We start from the raw sequence: 21,527 nt of genomic DNA on the forward strand, positions 1-21,527 counted from the left end.
TACGCAGTGTAAGCTTTTTTAGATAAAACAATACCAACACTATCGTTGGATTAACCATTCCTTACGGGACAATAAATGCATAGGGTTCAGCTACAAAACATCTAACCTGGCTGACCTCCACAGTCTCTTTCCCACCTCTATGACATTTGTTGTTTGCTCGCGCTGCACATTTTTCTATGCGCGATAACGCACAGACGTGTGATGACGCCTTGCTTAGCCTGAACCTGTGGCACTAGCTCCAATATCGCCAATCACTATTACTGACACTCCGATTTAGTGAACTGTCGTTTTTGAAGAGGATTATTACTATGAATAGATCAATCCAACATGGAAAGAAGGGAAGCCCTGCGCTCTATCTTGCCGCACTTGCTTTAAGCAGTACGCTTATTGTGGGCTGCAGTTCACCTGCAAAAGTACCGGATCAAGCGTTACAAGCTGCCGAGCTTGCAATTCAAAATGCGGAGCGCGAACGCGTTGCTGATTACGCATCACCTGAATTAGGTAGCGCACGCGACAAACTCTCTGCAGCGCGCGCCGCTGTAGCAAACGAAAAAATGGTTGATGCGGAGCGCCTCGCTGAACAAGCAAGAGCGGACGCAGAACTGGCAACCGCAAAAGCAGCTGCGGCAAAAGCGCAAGAAGTGAATGAAGATATGAAAAAAAATATCAACGCACTTGAACAGGAATTGCAACGTAACTCAGGAGGCACCCAATGAACTCACAAATCAAACGCATTAGTTCAACATTGACCGCCCTCGCCACGTGTTTAGTGTTAGCGGCTTGTAGCTCAACCCCCAAAGCACCCGACGGAGCCAGTGAAGTTCGCAATAAATTGATAAGCCTGCAGTCGGACTCACAATTAGCAACTCGTGCACCTGTTGCCATTAACGAGGCCGAAACTGCCGTCGCCGCCGCCGAGCAACCACGCAAAGATGGAGCTTACGCCAAACACTTGGTGTACATCGCCGATCGCAAAGTGGATACCGCAACTGCATTAGCAAAAGCGCGCTTACTCGAAGATCAACGGAAAGAGTTAAGCGGTCAAGCAACTGAAGCGCAATTGGCGTCGCGTAATCAAGAAATAAATGCATTACGTAACCAGTTGTCGGAACTTAATGCCAAACAAACGGAACGCGGTTTAGTCGTCACATTGGGCGACGTACTCTTTGCCTCGGGTAAAGCTGATTTACGTGGCGGAGCTACTACAAATCTCAAAAAATTAAGCGCTTTTCTCTCGCAATACCCTGACCGCTCGCTCGTTATCGAAGGCCACACAGACAATGTGGGCAGTGAAAGTTACAACCAAGTGCTTTCACAAAATCGTGCGGATTCAGTTAAAGCATTTTTACTGAATCAAGGTATCGCCGCCAACCGAATTACGGCTTTTGGTAAAGGTGAAAGCTCGCCCGTAGCCAGTAATGACTCATCATCAGGGCGTCAGATGAATCGCCGTGTCGAAGTGATTATCGCAACGCCCGGACAAGGCACAGCGGGCCAATAAATTAGGAACATCACGAAAAATGGCGCATGCCATTTCCGTGCTCAGCTATGGATAGCATCGGATATACGCACCAATAATTTTTCGCAACATTAATGCAAGGAGAAATCTATGACGCTTGGCACAATTTTATTGATCGTATTAATACTCATCTTGGTCGGGGCAATCCCTGCTTGGCCGCACAGCCGTAATTGGGGCTACGGACCCAGCGGCGGGTTAGGTTTGGTCGTGGTAATTTTGATCATACTTTTGTTAATGGGATACGTCTGACCTAATCAGCTTAATTCTCTGTAAATATTTTTTCGTCCAATTTTATTGTTAACTTAATTAAGGAACTACACCATGAAAACTTATAGCACTTATTTTACTGCGGCACTTTTTGCTTTTTTTGTATTGCTCGCCGGTTGCTCATCAACCGCTAAAGAAAAAAGTACTGGAGAGTATATTGACGATGCAGTTATTTCCACCAAAGTAAAAGCCGCTTTTATTGAGGATGACGAGCTGAAAGCGACTGAAATCCAAGTCGAGACCTTCAAAGGAGTAGTGCAACTGAGCGGCTTTGTAGCCAATGCAGCGCATATTAGTAAAGCCTCCAAAGTTGCACGTGAAGTAAAAGGCGTGCAATCCGTCAAGAACGACATTAGGGTCAAGTAATTATTTCGTTCACTTTTTGATGATTAATAAGAAGGCTGCGTTTGCGGCCTTTTATATTTTCTCCGTTTATTCAAGAAGATTAATAGGCACAAAAAAAGCGAATCTACACAGATCCGCAAGCCGGGGAGAAAACAGCAGAAAAAACCTTGCAACTATCTGATTATAATTTGGCGAATTTAAACCAGTTAAGATTCCACCCACCCTGGGGTGCAAAAATTCCTACGCTGTAAGTGCCTGCATTGATCGACACGTTGTGCGAAACCGTAACCCAATTTTGCCACCCACCAGTAGCCGGGATATTCACCTGACCGAGCGGAATTGCACCGACCACATCTTGCGACAACTCCCAAATCATCACACCAGAACCTTCTCGCAAAGCGAGTGCCGGTCACATCCGCTTGCGCGGCGCAAGTGTCAAATGAGATCTCAATAGAATTAAAGTCATACGCCGCAGCGCAACCATTAAAACCGCAGCCATAAAGTGGCATGCCAAATACCGTTTTTTGCTTGCTAAGGGTGCGCGCTTTCCAAATATTAATTCAGACCCGGCCATTGGCACACATAAGTAGGATGCATTAATGATAATGGCGCCAGGGTTTTCCTAACATAAAGTTCTAGCGTGAAAAGAAATTGACTGACGCATCACTTCAAATGGAATTAAATACGAGAGAGGCAAGCACGAAATAAAAAAGCCAGAACGGGGTTCTGGCAAGTCACGGGAAAACACAGTTTGCAACAAGCTAATTATTTAATTAGCAGAAGCGCGAAGAACATTAGTAGCAATACCAAATTAACAACATGAAATGCTGTAAAGAAGCTGCTTTTAGGCATTGTTAAATCAATCATAGGCGTCGAACAGAAATCAATTCTTGTTTCACAGTGAACATAAAACTAACACCGCAACACACAGCCAGCAATATCATTTTTTGGCTTGGATAAAAGTCGAACCTGAGCGCGAAAGATCGAACTTTTTTACCGTAAAGAGGCTCTCTTAAAATTTTTCTCAAGCAATTCATTATGGCTTTTAAAGTTCAATCCACATCGGCGAATGAAATCGGTCAGCTGCGCCATATCTTGCTGCGAGGGGAATTGCGCATTTTTTCCATCCGATGTTAATGGCGGGAAAACACCATAACCTGCCAGCAAACAAGCCCATGACTTGGGTTGATAACTACCCACCAAATTATTCATATACATACTTTTTGCAAAATCACCACCTCTGTGCCAGAAGTGAAGTATTTGGTTTAGTGAATCGGATAAATGTGTATTCGCGGAATTATCCTTCCAATAGTCTGTATCTGTTCGTTGGTTGACCTTGTAATGACACACAATGTAATCCCTAACACCATCAAATCTTGCATTAATCTCGTTATTAAACGCACTCTGATACTGATTGGTATATACACCTTTTTCGTATGATTTTATAAATCCGGAAATGGTATTAAAAGATAGGGCAAGTGCAGTAGCTTCCAAGGGTTCAATAAACCCCTGCGACAGACCTACGGCCAGACAATTTTTTTCCCAATGTTTTTCAACTCGCCCAACTTTCATCCGCAAGTGCCTGGCAGCAACGTCACTATCAAGCATACCCAAATGTTGTCTTAGTTCGGTTTCAGCTTGTTCTGGTGAAATATAATCTGCACTGTAAACATAGCCATTACCAAAGCGATTGGTTAAGGGAATTTTCCATGCCCAACCATTTGAAAGCGCAGTTGATTTTGTTTCAGGGGGAATAACATCGGATATTGGCGTCGGCAGGACTACCGCTGCATTGTTAAACAAATTTTCTTTAAAACTGACATAGCTTGCTTTTAATGTACCTTGCAACAATAAAGACCTAAAACCCGAGCAATCAATAAAAAAATCTGCAGGTAACAGACTGTTGTCATCCAAGCGCACTGAAGCCAACTCACCATCTTGATTCATGAGCACTTCCGTCACTGTGCCAAAAAAACGTTTAACGCCTTTGGCAACCGCTGTTTCGGCAAGATATTGCCCTAACAAACCCGAATCAAAATGGTAACCGTAAGCAACACCAAAGGGGAAATTCTCGGTAGGGATCGGCCCAAGATTTTGCTGGGTGATATAGGTTTCTAAAAAAAAGTGGTCGGGATGCGCAGTCGCGTTAAAGCCCTGCATACGCGCACTGATATTGTTAAAAAAAGTCGGTACGGTAAAAATATCATCAGTTTGAGCAGGAAAAGGATGGAAATAGGATTCAAACCCAGGAACGGAAGACCAACCTGAAAAAGAAATACCATTTTTATAAGTTGCGCTACAACGAGGCATCCATTCCGATTCTTCAATACCCGCCTCATCAAAGAATAATCGTAAGTGTGGCGTCGATCCTTCACCCACACCGATTATCCCAATGTCGCTAGACTCCAACAAACACAGTTCGACATCAGGCCAGCGCGTCACCAATAAGTTAGCCGCCATCCAACCAGCTGTACCGCCACCAACAATCAAAATTCGTTTAGGCTTTTGCATAATTTTTATTTCTTTAATTTTTCGATAAAAGAATCTTTAGCTGCCCTGACATACTCTGGCGACACTTTGCCCAGTACATGTTGTTGGTGCACAGGAATATAAGAAGCCGGATCAACCCCCTGCTTAAACAAATAATGATCGAACATGTGGCGCCACGCGTTACGTTGCGCTGGAGATAAATCGCGCATCGCGAGTAGTGCTATATTCAAGCTGTCGATCGGACTAGGCGATGTGGCGCCCTTTGCAGAAGAACCATTCCACCAATAATTCATCAAAGCATTCACTTTTTCCAAAGACTCAACATGATGCCACCAGAGCATGGGAATAAAAATCGCATCGCCTGGCTCGAGCTCAGCTGAATACGCTTCACCCAACGCTGTTCTGAAACGCGGATAACGATCAAAGTCTGGTTCATTTAGGTTAACCATAGTGGTAGGAGCTCCCGCCGGAGTAAAATTGAGCGAACCGGGGTATAAATTGCCGGTCTGATTTGGCGGGAATAGCACAAAGCGTCTACGACCTGCGACAACACACGCGATATTGTCAGAGCCATCATAGTGCGCGCTAACGATGCCTTCATTACCAACCCACAGGCGCGGCTCCACGTTGGGGAAATAATTGGATCTGTTTTCATCACTCAATCCAGGTAGTAATTCGCTGGGCAAAGAGTTTTGCATGGAAATGGCGGGATACACCTCCCTGTCTATCAACTCCAACAGTCGTCCCAAAAACAAATCCACACGCTCCTCACCACTAAGGTAATTCACATCGGTCAGATCGTCGTTATAGTAAAAGCGTTTGTTGGCTGCGGGAGGTGCAACAAAAATGCGGGCTTTTTTGCCCGTGTAAAAGCGCATCAGGTAGGCGGCGAAATCCTGCGGTGTTTTTTGCGCTGCCGCCACTAGTGGCCAATTTTTTGCGAAGCCACGAATAACCACCGGGTTTTGCTCAGGTGCAATCTGTTCAAAAAACTGGGTAGCCTCAAGCTGTTGGTATTCTGGAATTCGTTTATATGCCGTCATAGCCATTTTACTCACCAGGAATTTTCACGGCGCAGTGCTGCCTGATATAGTCATCATGCTTTGGCATGTTTATAACGGTTTCGCGGATGTTACGCGAACTCTCTTGCATCAATGCCGCCAAATATTGCTCATTAAATGCATCAATCAACGGATGATATTTCTTTGGGCGAACCTTCATGCCCTCAAGAATCGAACACCAACTATCAATCGAGAAGAACTGATCGGGCAGATGTTCTATTTGGCCGCGCTCGCGGAATAAACTGATTTTTTCGTGTAGGGAATCGGGTACCGGCATGGTCCGACACCAACGCCAGAATTCCGTATCATCACGCCCGCTAGTGCAATAATGCAAAATGATAAAATCGCGAATTTCATCATAATCACCGTTGATTTTTTGGTTGAAAGACTGCTCTGTATGCGGTTCAAAATCACGGTCGGGAAAATAACGAATAAAACGAATAAGGGTTTTATAAACCAGATGAATAGCAGTGGACTCGAGCGGCTCCAGAAATCCGGAAGCTAAGCCCAACGCCAAACAGTTGTTGTGCCATATTTTTTTGCGCCGCCCGGTGGTGAATGGAATAACTCGCGGTTCATTGAGTAACTTTCCTTTAACGGATTTCAGCAAGGTATCAATCGCTTGCTCGTCAGTACAGTATTGACTCGAGAACACATAGCCATTACCTGTGCGATGTTGCAATGGTATTTTCCACGTCCAACCCGCCTCGCGGGCAGTGGCGACTGTATAAGGATGCAGGCCATCGCCATTTTCTGTCTGCACTACAACTGCGCGGTTACACGGCAAGTAATGAGTCCAATCTTCATAACCAATATTGAGGGCACCATCAATCAACACCCCTTTGAACCCCGTACAATCAATAAAAAAATCACAGGCAACAGTTTGCCCATTATCCAACTCAAGTGAATGAATAAATTGTCGCTCATCCACAGCAACCTTATTGACGGTTGCTTCCACTCTTTCTATGCCACGTTTTTTACATAGTTCACGCAAATAGCGCGCCGCCAATTCCGCATCCAAATGCAACGCATAGGCGTAATTATTTAGCACCCAATTTTGTTGTTGAGGTGGACGCAACATAAAACGGTTATTTTCAGCCATGATCGCGCAAGGAGAATGGTCAAGCCAACGGTTGGATTTTCCATCAACTACATTTTTTAACCACAGCTGATAAAACTCAAAGCCATTAACATCCTGACCGACACTACCAAATGGATGAAAAAATTGCTCACCCGGCTTTAGCCAATCATCAAAGCGAATCCCCAATTTAAAACTGGCCGATGTTGCCTGCATAAATTCTTTAAGGTTAATCTGACAAACACGCAAAAACTCCATAATAGAAGGCACTGTCGATTCACCCACACCAACGGTGGCAATATCCGGCGATTCAATCAGAGTGATTTTTATATTGCTGCCCTGTAAGGCAGAAGACAGCAGACTGGCAGCCATCCAACCGGCAGTGCCGCCGCCGACAATACAAATGGAGTTCAGGGGATTTTTTTGCATAGCCAATTTCTACTCAGAGAGCTATTTATCTGTGGCGATTGTGACAAAAAAGCGCGCAGTAGTAATACTGCGCGCTTTTTACCGAGCGTCTATTCTATTAAAAATAACAGATTAGAAAGTTGCACGGACACTCAGGGCGTAACGACGGTCAGTGGTAAAGCTTAATGCATCAGTTCTTAAACCTTCCTGGTTCATCTGATATTCCGTCTCGGTATCAGCACCAAGCAGATTGCTGCCTTCAATACCAACTTTCCACGTATCGTTGATGGTGTAGTACAAGCTTGCATCCATCATTCCTGAGGCCTTGGCGAATACTGGGGTGTAGTCCTCAGATTCACGCAGAGTCAACAAGTATTCAGAACGCCAAGTGTAAGCCAGACGGAACGAGATATCGTTGTATTCATACATACCAACAATATTCAAGTTTTTGTCAGAGTAACCTTGTAACGGCAGACCGGTAAATACACGGAAGGTGTTGCGATCATCAATGATTGGCTCACCAGCGGCGTTGAAACGAGAGGTCGGCGGTACCGCACCATTAGGGTCTTCCAGACCATTTTGGTCGATATAGGTAAAGTTAAACTGCAAACCTAAACCACTCCAAGCACCTGGCAACATATCGTAGAACTGCGAGTAGGAGAACTCCGCTCCACGGATCGTACCTGAGCCGGTATTGGCAGGACCATAGGCAGAGACAATATTCTCTGCACCGTCGTGAGTGAAACTCAGATCAAATTGTCTGTTGCGGATGATGTTGTCCAATTCTTTGTGGAACAGGCCAACACTCATTGAGCCCGCCTTAGCAAAGTACCATTCGGTACTCAAATCGAAGTTGACCGACTCTTCCGGTTCCAGGAAGGGGTTGCTAGCCTGAGCAGTCAGAGAAACACTTTCGATACCAACAACCGGGTTGTTCGTATCATCCTGCGGCTTTGACTCATCCTGAAGCTTCGGATCGACATCCATGCCGAGGATCACCCGGTTGCGAGTATCTACCAGGCTTGGGTAATACAAGCCTTGGGATGCACCGAAACGAACTATTACATCATCAGTAATGCCAAAGGTCAGGTTCAAGCTCGGTAAAACAGCATCGTAGTCTGTACCGTCAACTGTACTTAATTGCGACTCACCACCGGCAAGGTTATAAACGCTTGGGTATTCGGCCTGCAGGGCTGCAGCCGTTTGTGCAGGACCGCGACTGGCGGCAGGCGGCAGCACTGTGTAACCGGTAGATTCCAGTTTATAGCTCACATGGCGAAGGCCAACGTTACCTTTAACAGGTACTGCCAGATCCGCAAATTCGAAATCGCCGCGCACGTAAAACTCTGTACGCTTCTCACTGGATTCGCTTATATCATACGGCGCAAAATGACTGATCCGACCTTCCATATCTTCATAAGGAATGGCACACCCCCCACTTTTATCAGCAGCGTTACCGGCAGAATCACCCACAGTAGACCAGCCAGCTGCACATCCGTCGCGTAGTGTTTGAGCGTAGTTTTTGACCAAATCAACGCGAGGGAATAGGAAGCTCTGTAGATCGCCATGCAGGACTTTACCGTTATAGTAATCTGAGAAGTCAATTCTCTCGTAGAGTTCAGGGTGGTTTACCGCCGCTGAAGCAGAGCGTTGAGCATTGACCCAAGCGGTAGAAATGGGTGACCAGCCAGCATACTCAGTATCGCGTACGGTCAGAGATTTATCGGTGACATAAACACCACCCTTGACCGCAGTGAAGGTGCCATCCAGCTCGTATTCCACATCGATTTTAAAACTGTCTGCTTTAGCAGTATTGAGCTCTTCCTGCTGCATACCCGAACCGATAAACACTTCAGGCTCCAGCGCGCTCTCATTGATCCAACCGGTATAATCCGTATTGTTTAGGTACTCGATAGTGGGGAGATCACCACGCAAATCGAGGAAGAAGGGCAATAGCGTACCCGATGCATTTGCACCACCGCGCGTCTGACCTGACAAACTGTAGTTATGGACTAATTTTTCAGAATCAATATGCTGATAGTCAAGAGCGACTTTCAGTCGATCAGTAGGCGTCAACGCCAGATTGAACGAAGTATCTTCAACCGTATTTTCGTTGTAATTCCAACGAGTAATATAAAAGAGGGGCACATCAGCACTGGCACTCACACCCACACCCGAGGTCAAGTGATTATTGGCATCAAAGGTTCTGGGGTGGCCATCATTGGGTTGATCCAGCCAATTATGTGAGCCACCCATAAAACCCTTGAAGCCTTGGGCAGCCTGACCGACACGGCGCTCGTCATACTCCAGAGAGGCTTTGGAGTTAATATGTTCCAAAGTTGCAACTACGGTTTCATCGGTGTTAGCCCACTGTAGCGAGGTGGTAAAACCGGTACGCTCGCGGTCATTTTCAGCGGTGCTCATATGATACTGAGAAGGCGTATACCAAGTTACCCCTTCTTCTTGACCAGTAAGTGCGGAGCCTTCATAAGGCGCATCAGCAGCAGTGTATTTTTTAGCGTCAGGGTACTTAGTACCGCAAGCACGCCAACCAGTGTCGCCAGGAACACAAGGATGGGAGAACGTGCCGGGCGTAATACCTACTGAAGGAGTACCCCATTCATCATAAACAACGGTGTTATCAACCCCGCGCGACTGGAAGTTACCCAAGCCAACACCATCGCCACGCGATTGATGCTCAGATTGGGAGCCCGCAATCAAGAAACCAAACTTACCGGCGCTAGTTTCCCAGCTATCAGCAAACAGCGCAGAGAAAGAAGGAGTAACCTCTTCGCGGAAATCACCGTAGTTCGCTTTTGCATTAAAAGAAAGCAAACGCTCATCGGAGTCAAATGGTTTACGGGTAATCAGATTTACGGTACCAGCAATACCGCCAGAAATCAGATCTGCCGTTTGGTTTTTAACAACCTCTACTGCGCCCAATAATTCTGCGGGAAAATCTTCGTAGCTCAAGCCGCCCCAAGGGTTAGCACTAAATGCATCGCGGCCGTTAATTTCTGAGCGCACACGGTCCAAACCACGAACTAATACACCTGTACCTTCATCTGCATAGTGCTTGGGATCATCAGATGAAGCAAAACGCTCAATAGTTACACCAGGAACACGTTGCAATGCTTCAGTTACTGACTTGTCGGGCAAGGCGCCAATATCCGTTGCGGTAATAACATCTTTTACGGTGTCGGCATTGCGCTTTAACTCTTGCGCAGTATTCAAACTGCTGCGCATACCCGTTACCACAACCTCTTCAAGATTTTCATCCTGAGCAGCTGTTGATTGGGCAAACGCTGGCACGCTCAGCGCCATGATTGAAACAGCCAACAACGATTTTTTAAATCGTTTACTTGATGTTTCAGCTATATTGTTTTTACTTGTAAACATATCCAACCCCTTAGTTGTTTTCTCTCGTATTAAACCCACGGAAGCGCATTACTGGAGATAGCTCTGCGCACCTAAACAAGCACTCCATTTACTGCATTTTTACTACTTTTTATTGTCAATTCGCCGACTAACATGCAAACCATTAAAAACGAAGCAACATCCGAATTTAACATTCACTTTTTATCGATTCTATACACAATTAAAAATCGAACACCGCATTACCAAAAGTCGAACCAACTGACAAAATCGTGGCAACTTCAGCTACAAAACTTAATGCAAATGCTGTTGCCGATAATGACTGGGCGTAACACCAACAGTCTTCTTAAACGCTTGATTGAAAACTGATTTACTATTAAAGCCACAACTTTTCATGATTTCGCTAATCGGTTTTTGACGCAGCTCTGAATCCGCCAAACGTTTTTTTGCCTCTGCGACACGGTAGGTTCCAATTAACTCGAAAAAATTCATATTCATTTGACTATTGATAGTGCACGACAATAACTTTGGTGAAACATTCAGCTTAATGGCCAAACGCTCTACCGTAATATGTGGTTCCAAATACGGCTTGCTCTCTTCCATAAAACTAGTGAGTTTTTCTACCAACTGCTGCTGCGGCTCTTCTACCTGCGAATCAGCTGAGGCCGTGCTCTCTATCTGCTCGACAGAGAAACCAGTGGAATTTTTTAGCAAATACACCACTAGCAGACTCATATAAATCAGCAGCAAATAGTTTTCAAACTCACCCAACAAACCTAGTGGCAACAGCTGAACAAAACGTGTTTCAAACAACGCAAATAGCGCCCAGCAGTTGACTATGAAAAACCCAACCAGCAATAGCTTTAACCAATGCAGATCCACCTTATTCAACAGACTGTGACGTGTCCGCACTTGATATTGGCTTTGATATAACTGAACGACACACCATGCGCTGTAACTAAATAGAACTAACCGCTGCACCCAAATCAAACCTTCAAAATAAGGATCGCTGATTACATGAGCCCAATCGTGCACATATTGCATTTTTTGTTCGGGCGCTAAACGGTGAAAAATGTGGTAAATGTATAAGGGATAACAAAATGCGGGCAACAGATGTAATAGTTCGACCTTGCGCCAAGAAAAATCGCGCGAAATAGCCGCTTGGGAAAACCAAAAAAGCAGCGGCCCTTGCAAAAAAAATACAAAACCAAACAGAAAGAAAAAATTGGCCGACACCAATGACAAGGTGTCGCGCACATTAATATTCCAAAACACCAAGGTGTCGAACGTGCGCAACGCACCCAATAAAAAGAACAGCGCCAGAAATTGCCAATACAGTTTTTTGACACATCCCAATTGTTGGGTAAAAAACAACAGGCACGCCAAAACCAATCCGAGAAAACCACTAAATATCAGCGGAATATCATTGATATTAAACAGTGCTACTTCAACCATATCAGTCTACCGATAGCGCAGGTCATCATAGATAACGTATTTATATTTAACGCAGTTGTAACTCTGCTGGTGCCGCACGCTATGGCCACTCTCCAACCATATTGATAAATTTGCGTTATGCACCAACTGATAAGTTATTACTTCTGCGCCCCTAAATTATTGTTCGTCACCTGAACCAAAAACTCGCAGCCTTTGGCCCCTCCAACTTACATCCACAAGGACAACGTTGTCAATTTAATTTACAATTCTCCCGGCCAATGCAATGCATTAATCAGGGATGTGCAAATGAATTCAGGATTTTTTCCAACGAAGAGGCTACTGCCACAACCAATTCCTGATCCAACATTTGAGCCTGTTGGATCATTTCCAATATTTTTTCTCGCTCACTTTGAGCAAGTGAATTTGTCTTTGTGCGCAGCGCAAGCAGATCCAGACTTGTGCGCGCCACTGCATCCACCTTACTCGCCAGGGAAGTCCACTCTGGATGCAATTCCAGTAAGGGTTGCAGCTGTTCGCGATTTGCAACCCAGCGCTCCAGCTCAGCATAAAGTGAAAAATATTCTGCATTTTCGTGTCGCTCTTTCAGCCAACTATCAAGGCGCTGATTAAACTGACGCACATATTCATTTTCCGCAGGTAACGCATCAACCAATCGGTTAAGCGGATCTGTTTTGGAATAACTCTCATATACCGATTTTTCATGTTGACGATGGTAGTAATGCGCAGGCTCCAACATCTCAGAAAATATTTTTACCGGTGTTATTTCGTTTTTGCCAGCCAATTTTTGTAATGCATCCAATTGCTGTTGACGATGCAATAACCCAGTGGATTTTTCTGCCCAATGCGCAACCAAATTTACGCGCATATACATGCTATTTTCATCCTGCAAATCCCGCGCCGACCAGAGCCGCTCTGCAACAATAAATGCGCGCGGCCACAACCGCAGGTCAATGTTTTGCTCATCGGCAATTTCCGCCCAGAGAGCAGCCTCACCACCCAAAATTAATGCCTCTTGCTCTGCACTCAAATGCGCCACCGGTTCCGTTTTAGGTAGCTGTTTTTGTGCATTATTTTCTGTTGTTTTTTGAGCACCCTGTAAAGAAAAGTTTTGGCGAATTTTTTCACCGCTAATGCTGTAAGGCGCGTTGCCCACACTGGCACTGCCGTGAACTCTATCCGCTAAAAAATTCACACGAAACTCAACCGGCCCCATCCAGGTATCCAATGAAAACACCGCTTTATCGCCGGCGTACTGTTTGAGCAAAACCTCACGGCGGGATTTACCGGTAAAGTCGATAAACGCCTGCGTGATTTTTTTATCGCTGCCGATAAATGTAAATGTGCCAGTTACCGGTTTGCCACGTTTGCGCGGCATTTCAAAACGCCAGCTATTGATTTTTTCATTAGCAGAAACGCTTTTGATCGCAACCGGCGTGGGTGGAATTGGATCATTGCGATAATGGTAAGCACCGGTCTGCGACTGATCTAAATAATAACCCGTTGATAAAATCGCCTGAAAGCCATGACTGACTGCATCGCTCACACCATCTGGCCCGCGCCAGGAGTGGATAACTATATCCTTGGGTAAATCTTTATGCTGAATCTCATCCCAGCCGATCATTTTTCGCTGATGTTTATGCAAAATTTTCTGCAGCCTCTGATTGAAATACGCCTGCAGCGCACGATGATCTTTTAAACCGTGCGTTTGCATAAATGACTGAATTTCAGCATTCGTGTTCCAATGCTCTGGATCAACTTCATCGCCGCCGATATGCACATATTCAAACGGGAATAATTCCGTCACCTCACCGATAATGGCATCGGCAAATTTATACACTTTTTCATTCGCCGGATTCAAAGTAGGTTGGTGCACTCCCCAACGATATTCCATTGCATAGGGACCGGGAGCGGACATCAATTCTGGATAAGCTACCGCAATCGCACTGGCATGGCCCGGCATATCAATTTCCGGTAATACTTGAATGCCGCGCGCGCGCGCGTAGGCCACCACATCGCGAATTTGTTTGCGCGTGTAATATTCACCGTCTGACGCCAACTTATGCAGCTTGGGATATTTTTTTGATTCGAGGCGCCAGCCCTGATCATCAGTTAAATGCCAATGAAAAATATTGTATTTTGCTGCGGCCATCGCATCTAGCTGACGTTTGATCGTCGCAACTGAAAAGAAATGGCGCGAAGTATCTAATAACAAACCGCGCCATTTAAAGCGGGGATAATCCTCAATACTCACCAAGGGCAAGGTAATTTTTGGTGCAGTGCCAACCAATTGCAGTAAGGTTTCTACACCGCGCTGGGCACCGGCTAATTGCATAGCGCTTAATTCGATTTTTGTCGCGCTAATATTCAGCTGATAGGATTCATCCCAGTGATCGATATGATTGGATATCGGCTGAACATCATCAACTCGGATAAGTAATTGCGCCTTATTCACCGACGTTTTTTTCAGCCGCACAGTTTGACCCGTTTGCTGCCCAATACGGGTACTCAATCCCATTAACATTTTATTGATTGCAGCAGATTTTTTTCCTTCTACTGCAAAACTTATTGTACTGCCTAATACTAATTGTCCCTGCTGCCGCTCTACCGTTTGTGGATAGGGCATTAACGACAGCTGCTCCACCTGGGCATGAGCCCAAACGGAACAGAGCAAAACAGTAATTAACAATAAGTATTTAATCATCTCGTTTCATTCTTAATTTCTATTTTTATTTACGGTTTTTTGTAAGCGACACAATCCACTTCTACTTTGCAATCCACCACCATGCTGGACACCACACAAGCACGCGCGGGCGGATTAGCGCCGAAATATTCCATAAACACACGGTTGAATGACATAAAGTCGCGCGGGTCATCGAGCCATACACCGCAACGCACGACATCTTCAGGGCCATAACCGGCTTCGGCTAAAATCGCAAGTACGTTTTTAATAGTTTGATGGGATTGCGCAACAATGCCACCATCGATAATTTCTCCGTTAACCATTGGTACCTGGCCAGATACAAACAACCAACCATCCGCACCCGCTGCACGCGCAAACGGCAAATGCTGCCCACCTGTACCTTTTCCACCTTCAACACCATAACGTTTTATTTCTGACATTTTTAAATTCTCCAATTTTCGAATCCCCCTAACCCCCTTTTTCAAAGGGGGGACTACAAATGAAACTCTCGGCTCCTACTCCCCCCTTTGGAAAAGGGGGGCTGAGGGGGATTTAATAAAACCCAACACGCAAATCACGCTGTCTTGTTAAAAATTTTCCTGCACGCATTCCGGTTACCGCTTTTTGTGCGTAACTCAACACACCATTGACCCAGACTGCTTCAATACCTTCTGCTAATTGCTGCGGCTGGGTAAAGGTTGCAGCATCTTTCACTGTTGCCGGATCAAACAATACCAAGTCCGCCGCTGCGCCAACTGCAATACGGCCTCGATCGTCCAGACCAAAACGATCGGCAGACATACGCGTCATTTTGCGAATCGCTTCGGGCAAACTGAATAATTTTAAATCGCGGCTGTAATGCCCCAGCACGCGCGGAAATGCGCCCCACAAACGCGGGTGAGGCATTGGATCCACTGGCAAACCATCTGAACCGACCATTGTCAGCGGATGAGCCAGAATATTTTGCACATCCTGTTCATTCATGCCGTGATAAACCGCACCCGCAGGTTGCAATTTTTTAGCGGCGTCAACCAAACTTACATTCCATTCCTTGGCGATATCAGCCAACTTTTTTCCGCCCTGCTCCGGATGCGGTTCGCTCCAGGTGATCACAATGTCAAAGTCGCTGGTGACTTGTTGCAAATCCAATGTTGATGAACTGGCACTGTAGGGATAACAATCGCAACCGACCGGATGACGCTGTGCAGCCGTGTCTAATTTTTTTAAAATTTCACCACTGCGCCCCCAATTACCCGCGCCCGCACACTTTAAATGCGAAACGATAATCGGTGCTTTTGCGTGCTCACCTATTTCAAACGCTTCGTCGAGTGCCGTTAAAATCTCGTCGAATTCGGTGCGCAAATGCGTGGTGTAAACTGCACCGGTTTCATTCAACACTTCTGCTAATTTTTTTACTTCTTCGGTGCTGCTGGCGATAGCAGAACCGTAAGCCAATCCAGACGATAAACCCAGCGCACCTTCGGTCAAGGCTTCACGCAACTGCACACGCATTAATTCGACTTCACCTTGAGTCGCGGTGCGATCCAAACGGTCCATATGATTATTGCGCAACGCAGTGTGCCCAATTAGCGCTGCAACATTTACCGCAGGCTGCGCGCGATTCACTGCATGTTTGTAACTGGCAAAATCGGCGTAATTAAAATCTTCCGGTGCGCCAAGCAAATTCATTGGATCAGGCAATGTGCCGGTTAAGGTGACCGGGCTGGCACTGATACCGCAGTTGCCAACGATTACCGTAGTAATGCCCTGAGAAATTTTCGGCAACATTTGCGGAGCATGAATTACTTGTAAATCATCGTGAGTATGCACATCGATAAAACCCGGCGCCAACATCAAGCCTTGTGCATCACGCACGGCAATTGCATCCATAGCAGATAAATCGCCAATAGCAGTAACAACGCCATTACTGACGGCAAGGTCGGCGCGATAAGCTGGCTCACCTGAACCATCGACAATCTGCGCATTGCGAATAATTAAATCGAACTTCACCCACTGGCTCCCTATCACACCTTTATTAAAACCTGGATTAATTAATCGCCCAGCGGTAAACGATTGTCACCGCCGCGATATTCATCCAGCGCAAACTTCACGCGGCGCAATAATTCTTTGCTTTCATTTTTGCGTGCAAGCGCCAATTCGGTGGCAAGAACGTCGATTGCCAACAACATGCCGTAACGCGATGCCGATGGCTTGTAAATGAAATCCGTCTCTTCGGTTACCACCGGCAAAACGATATTTGCCTTGCTGGCGAGCGGCGAACTCTTGGATGTCAGCACAATAATTTGCGCACCGTATTCACGCGCAATATCGGCAACTTCCAACATTTCCGGAGTAACACCTGTGACTGACAAGAGCACCAACACATCCTGTTCGTTCAGGGTTGCCGCCAACATGCGCAGCAATACCGGATCATGGTAGGCTGTAACGGCTTTGCCCAAACGCGCAATTCGAAATTGCACTTCATCGGCCAGCATGGTTGATCCGCCGCCCATACCGCCGATATAAATCAAGCGCGCTGAATTGAGTAGTCCGGCCGCCGCACGAAAATCTTCTTCCACAAAACGCGCCAGATTCGCGCGCAAAGTCGATTCAACATCGCTGCAAATTTGCGTATAAAAAGCGCTTTCTTCTACGGCAGGAACCTCCGCCAAAAAACGCGTCCCTACTGCACTGGCCTGCGCCAGCTTTAATTTCAGATCGCGTATATCCTCACAGCCCACGGCTTTAGCAAAACGCGAAATAGTCGCGATACTCACCGACGCTTTTACCGCCAACTGGTCGATACTTGCAGAGGCCGCAAAGGCGATATCTTCCAAAATTGCATCGACAATTTTTTGCTCCGTTGCCGAAAGACGGTCGCGGTTAGCACGCATCTGGTACACAATATCGAACAAGGCCGTCATAAATATTTCCCGCTAATAAGTTAGATAAACGCTGCGATTAGAGACACAAACGCGAGCGCAACAACGGAAATAATTGTTTCCAATACCGTCCAGGTTTTTAAGGTTTGGGTCACCGTCATATTGAAATATTCTTTAATCAACCAGAAGCCGCCATCGTTTACGTGCGACAAAATTAACGATCCCGCACCAGTAGCAATTACCAACAATTCTGGATGAGGGTAACCTGCAGCCAATGCGATCGGTGCAACAATACCTGCTGCTGTACTCATTGCCACAGTGGCAGAGCCGGTGGCTACACGCATTAATGCTGCGACTAACCAGCCCATCATTAATGGCGTTAACGCCATATCAGATGAAAAGGCCACAATTTCTTTAGCAATGCCTGCTTCAACTAAAATGCGATTCAAACCACCACCAGCGCCAACCAACAGGGTGATACCCGCCGTTGGCGCAAGACAGTCGTGACTGAATTTTAAAATTGAATCGCGATTAAAACCGCGCGCAATCCCGAGGGTGTAAAAACTCACGAGAGTTGCAATTAATAAAGCGACGACCGAATTACCGATAAACAACAAAAAATCATTTAGCGATGTGCCGGGTGCAGCAATTAAATTGGCCCAACCGCCCAACAACATTAAGAATACCGGCAACAAAATTGTCGCGAGCGTAATGCCAAAGCCTGGCAACTGGCGCTCGGCATCGGCGTGAATAAATTGTTCTTCCAGCGGATTGTGCGCTGGCAATTGAATGCGCGGTGCAATCCATTTTGCAAAAATGGGCCCGGCAATAATCGCAGTAGGAATACCTACCAATAGCGCATAAAAAATAGTGCGCCCAACGTTAGCCTGATATTCACCCACCGCAATCATCGCCGCTGGATGCGGCGGCACTAAACCGTGCACTACCGACAAACCCGCTACCATCGGTAAACCGACTAACAACATGGAAGTGCCGGTGCGGCGCGCCACGTTAAACGCAATGGGAATTAATAAAACAAATCCCACTTCGAAAAAAATCGGAAAGCCAACCAAAAACGCAATAAACACCATCGCCCAGTGCACATTTTTTTCACCAAACCAGCGAATCATAGTGCGTGCGATTTGTTCGGCGCCGCCCGATTCGGCCATCATTTTTCCAAGCATGGTGCCAAGCGCAACCACCAGCGCAATATGACCGAGGGTTTTACCCACACCGGCTTCATAAACAAACACCACATCTTTCGCGGGAATGCCCGCCATCAAACCCAAACCGAGCGACACCAAGGTGAGTGTGATAAACGGATTCAACCGGTAGCGGGCGATCAACAGTACCAGCGCGATAATACTGATCGCCGCGTAAACGAGTAGCCAATGGCCGGGACTCAACACAGATTCCATAAGCGCGCCTTAAAAAAAGGTTTCCACGGCGTCGATCACCGTGTAGTTATCATCAACCACCAACAGCTGCCGCCACTTATCAAAGGTCAGGCAGGGGTGGGAAATATCCAGCGCGAGCATATCGCCCACTTGCACATCGGCATCCGGCGCTACCTTCATAAACGCGTGTTGATCCATCATTGCGGTGAGCTGCCAATCCGTAGGCGCTGTGACGGGAGCTTCAGTTCCAGGACGAAAGTGCATAGCGGGAATGGGTAGGCCAGCATCAAACGCGGCATCGCGCTTGCCCAAGCCGAGAATGGCAAGGCCGGGTTCGGGGATAGAGAGCACATAAGCCCAGAGCTGCAGCGCGGGTAGCAAGCTTGTTTGCATGCTGCGGGCGACGGGATTGCTGGCGTGAATACGCGCTTCAGCGGCCTTATAGATGCCGACGTCGTGGGTCAGATAACAGCCGGGGCGCAGGATGATATCAAGCGGGCGCTGCAGCTCCAGCCCAGTCCACTCTTCCGCCACCAAATCAAACCAGGCGGAACCGGCACCAGTGAGGATTAGCTGATCGGCAGTTAGCAGGCCATGCGCCTCTAGCGTCATCAGCTCACGCACGGCACGGCGCAGGAAGTTGCGGATGGAAGCCTCATCTTTCAGCACACCTTCGTAGACTTCTACCCCCGCCAAGGCGAGGGATTGAGGATAGCCCGCGATGGCATCCAGCACGGCGTTGCGACTTTGCTCGTCGCGCACACCGGTGCGACCGCCCGCCACCCCCAACTCCAATAACAGATTCAACCGCTGCCCAGCCTGAGCAAAAAACTGCCCCAACTGCTCAACATTGGCGGCGGAGTCGACGATCACAAAAAAGTCGAACTCAGGGTTTTGCAGCAGACGGGAGATGATTGCCATATTGGCGCGGCCAACCAACTGGTTAGCCATGATCACGCGGCGCACACCAAAATGATAAGCGGCTTGAACCTGCGGCGCAGTGGCGAGGGTAATGCCCCAAGCGCCATGAGCCAGCTGTTGATGGAACAGTGCCGGGCTCATAGTGGTTTTGCCGTGAGGTGCGAGTTTCAGCCCATAGGTACTGATAAAGGACTTCATCCACTCCAGATTGTGCTGTACGCGACTATTGCTAAGCACCGCCACCGGCAAGCTCACATCCTCCTGCAGGAGGTTCCACCCCAACTGAGCGGTTGCGACGATTGGCGCCTGGGAACTGGTATCCCCCAACCCCTTACCGGTTGGGCTTAGCATTCGCTCGGCCAGCACTTTTTGTAAATTATTTTCTTTATACATGCCTTTTTCTCATCAAACGCAGAAAAAACGATCATTTTTGCTAGGCTAACACTAAATAATGGCACTTAAAAGAAAATAATTTACAAATATGGAATGCTTTAACCGCCAGCAATGAAAACTTTTAGCAGCCTAAAACCCGATTTAACGTGCCAAAACAGGGGGCTGGTGGCCAGCTTTAGCCCTAACACCGGTTGTGTGCCAACGCAAAACCTTACTCAGTGGAGAAAAGTCGAACCCTCGCTGCAGCGGCATTAACAAAAATATTTTCATTGTGTGGGAATAAAACCCAGGCCTCATCCGTTAACAGGTTGTAAGTCAATTAATTCACTGACTAACCACCCAAACAACCAAGAGGCACTAATCATGAAAACCCAAACTATGAAAAACCAAACTTTCACCCGCAACGTGTTGTTCTTCGCTGTTTGCAGCCTGGCGTCATCTGTCTGTCTGGCGAACGAGGTTTCCTACAGTGTCGATGCCAACGTGAACGCACAAGCATCACACAGCATGCAAGCCGATACCCAAAGCGGATCTATTGCGCTCGGCGGCTCACTACAGCAACAACAATCCGTCAGCCAACAAGGCAGCGTGAGTACCGAAGCAAATACAGCACCGGCCGCAGAAGATTCAACAGCAACACCCGTCGCTGCCGATGAAGAGTCAACTGCAGACAGCACCAACGCTACCGCGAACAACAGCGTGACCAGTGCCGCTGCGCTCACCAGCAAGGCAAAAGTCGGCGCACAAAAGGCCTTAAATGTTGTAAACAATCGGGCGGATCAATCCGCAGAGAAGGCAAATAAAGCATCTGCTACGCTGGACAACCGCGCCAACCAAACGCTCAACGCATCAACCGATACCAGCAACAAACTTGGGGCGCAAGTGCAAAACAAGGTTGCCGCCACCCACTCAGCGGTGATTGATGGGGCAAGTAGTCAGATCAATTCACTAATCACTACTGGTGCGCAGCAAAACGTCCAACAAAACGTGCAAAGCACACTGAACAATTCAATCAACAACTCAATCGATGGCACACTGAACGCTACTGTTTCCAGCACAATTGATAACACTGTCAATACAGTGGTGGGCAACTCGGTGGATGAATCCGTTAACAGTGCCGTGACCAACTCGATTGACAGCGCGATTAACAACACCATTCAAGCAACCATTGACGATACTATCGAGTCCACTGTAGAAAGCTCGGTCAACACCGCGCTGAATAACAGCCTGGGTTTGGGAATCTAAACTGAAAGGCG

17 protein-coding genes are annotated in these 21,527 nt (G+C 46.9%); 5 read left to right on the plus strand and 12 right to left on the minus strand.

The features are described 5' to 3' along the window. The first annotated feature begins 308 nt into the window (after positions 1 to 308). The 4 genes from AC2CG4_RS06825 to AC2CG4_RS06840 all read left to right on the plus strand — a co-directional run bounded on the left by AC2CG4_RS06825 (position 309) and on the right by AC2CG4_RS06840 (position 2,152). On the plus strand, positions 309 to 716 hold the full coding sequence (locus AC2CG4_RS06825; protein ID WP_484485531.1) for a DUF4398 domain-containing protein: 408 nt from the start codon (positions 309 to 311) through the stop codon (positions 714 to 716). Beyond that, positions 713 to 1,501, plus strand: coding sequence for an OmpA family protein (locus AC2CG4_RS06830; RefSeq protein WP_484485532.1), 789 nt, complete (start codon positions 713 to 715; stop codon positions 1,499 to 1,501). Before AC2CG4_RS06825 ends, AC2CG4_RS06830 begins: the two co-directional genes overlap by 4 nt. A gap of 108 nt (positions 1,502 to 1,609) precedes the next feature. Continuing rightward, positions 1,610 to 1,768 (plus strand): DUF3309 family protein, encoded by a 159-nt coding sequence (locus tag AC2CG4_RS06835; protein WP_484485533.1) that lies wholly within the window; start codon positions 1,610 to 1,612, stop codon positions 1,766 to 1,768. Between the two features lie 72 nt (positions 1,769 to 1,840). Continuing rightward, positions 1,841 to 2,152, plus strand: a complete 312-nt coding sequence (locus tag AC2CG4_RS06840; RefSeq protein ID WP_484485534.1) for a BON domain-containing protein — start codon at positions 1,841 to 1,843, stop codon at positions 2,150 to 2,152. Between the two features lie 160 nt (positions 2,153 to 2,312). Here the strand turns inward: AC2CG4_RS06840 and AC2CG4_RS06845 are convergent, their stop codons facing one another. From AC2CG4_RS06845 to AC2CG4_RS06900, 12 genes are all read right to left on the minus strand, one after another. Beyond that, positions 2,313 to 2,528: a carbohydrate-binding protein gene (locus AC2CG4_RS06845; RefSeq protein ID WP_484485535.1), complete on the minus strand. Its 216-nt coding sequence runs from the start codon at positions 2,526 to 2,528 to the stop codon at positions 2,313 to 2,315. Between the two features lie 596 nt (positions 2,529 to 3,124). Beyond that, positions 3,125 to 4,642 (minus strand): tryptophan halogenase family protein, encoded by a 1,518-nt coding sequence (locus tag AC2CG4_RS06850; protein WP_484485536.1) that lies wholly within the window; start codon positions 4,640 to 4,642, stop codon positions 3,125 to 3,127. A 5-nt stretch (positions 4,643 to 4,647) separates the two neighbouring features. After that, complete coding sequence (locus AC2CG4_RS06855) at positions 4,648 to 5,670, minus strand: cupin-like domain-containing protein (protein ID WP_484485537.1); 1,023 nt, start codon at positions 5,668 to 5,670, stop codon at positions 4,648 to 4,650. Between the two features lies 1 nt (position 5,671). Next, entirely contained in the window at positions 5,672 to 7,189 is a 1,518-nt protein-coding gene (locus tag AC2CG4_RS06860; RefSeq protein WP_484485538.1) for a tryptophan halogenase family protein, read from the minus strand. 111 nt (positions 7,190 to 7,300) lie between these two features. Next, the gene (locus AC2CG4_RS06865; protein WP_484485539.1) at positions 7,301 to 10,567 is read right to left on the minus strand and encodes a TonB-dependent receptor; all 3,267 of its coding nucleotides are present in this window, start codon (positions 10,565 to 10,567) and stop codon (positions 7,301 to 7,303) included. A gap of 270 nt (positions 10,568 to 10,837) precedes the next feature. Beyond that, on the minus strand, positions 10,838 to 11,998 hold the full coding sequence (locus AC2CG4_RS06870; RefSeq protein ID WP_484485540.1) for a helix-turn-helix domain-containing protein: 1,161 nt from the start codon (positions 11,996 to 11,998) through the stop codon (positions 10,838 to 10,840). A gap of 271 nt (positions 11,999 to 12,269) precedes the next feature. Beyond that, positions 12,270 to 14,699, minus strand: coding sequence for a beta-N-acetylhexosaminidase (locus tag AC2CG4_RS06875; protein WP_484485541.1), 2,430 nt, complete (start codon positions 14,697 to 14,699; stop codon positions 12,270 to 12,272). Positions 14,700 to 14,728: 29 nt separating this feature from the next. Beyond that, a complete protein-coding gene (locus tag AC2CG4_RS06880; protein WP_062061751.1) occupies positions 14,729 to 15,118 on the minus strand; it encodes a RidA family protein in 390 nt (129 codons plus the stop codon). A gap of 112 nt (positions 15,119 to 15,230) precedes the next feature. Continuing rightward, positions 15,231 to 16,688 (minus strand): N-acyl-D-amino-acid deacylase family protein, encoded by a 1,458-nt coding sequence (locus tag AC2CG4_RS06885; protein ID WP_484485542.1) that lies wholly within the window; start codon positions 16,686 to 16,688, stop codon positions 15,231 to 15,233. 41 nt (positions 16,689 to 16,729) lie between these two features. Further along, positions 16,730 to 17,602: a MurR/RpiR family transcriptional regulator gene (locus AC2CG4_RS06890; protein ID WP_484485543.1), complete on the minus strand. Its 873-nt coding sequence runs from the start codon at positions 17,600 to 17,602 to the stop codon at positions 16,730 to 16,732. A 20-nt stretch (positions 17,603 to 17,622) separates the two neighbouring features. Continuing rightward, on the minus strand, positions 17,623 to 18,978 hold the full coding sequence (locus tag AC2CG4_RS06895) for a GntP family permease (protein WP_484485544.1): 1,356 nt from the start codon (positions 18,976 to 18,978) through the stop codon (positions 17,623 to 17,625). 9 nt (positions 18,979 to 18,987) lie between these two features. Next, positions 18,988 to 20,271, minus strand: coding sequence for an amino acid deaminase (locus AC2CG4_RS06900; protein ID WP_484485545.1), 1,284 nt, complete (start codon positions 20,269 to 20,271; stop codon positions 18,988 to 18,990). 363 nt (positions 20,272 to 20,634) lie between these two features. On the opposite strand from AC2CG4_RS06900, the gene AC2CG4_RS06905 reads away from it, so the two are divergent. Beyond that, positions 20,635 to 21,516 (plus strand): hypothetical protein, encoded by an 882-nt coding sequence (locus AC2CG4_RS06905; RefSeq protein ID WP_484485546.1) that lies wholly within the window; start codon positions 20,635 to 20,637, stop codon positions 21,514 to 21,516. Positions 21,517 to 21,527: the final 11 nt, after the last annotated feature.

This window comes from Cellvibrio sp. ATLC23, from assembly GCF_057196725.1.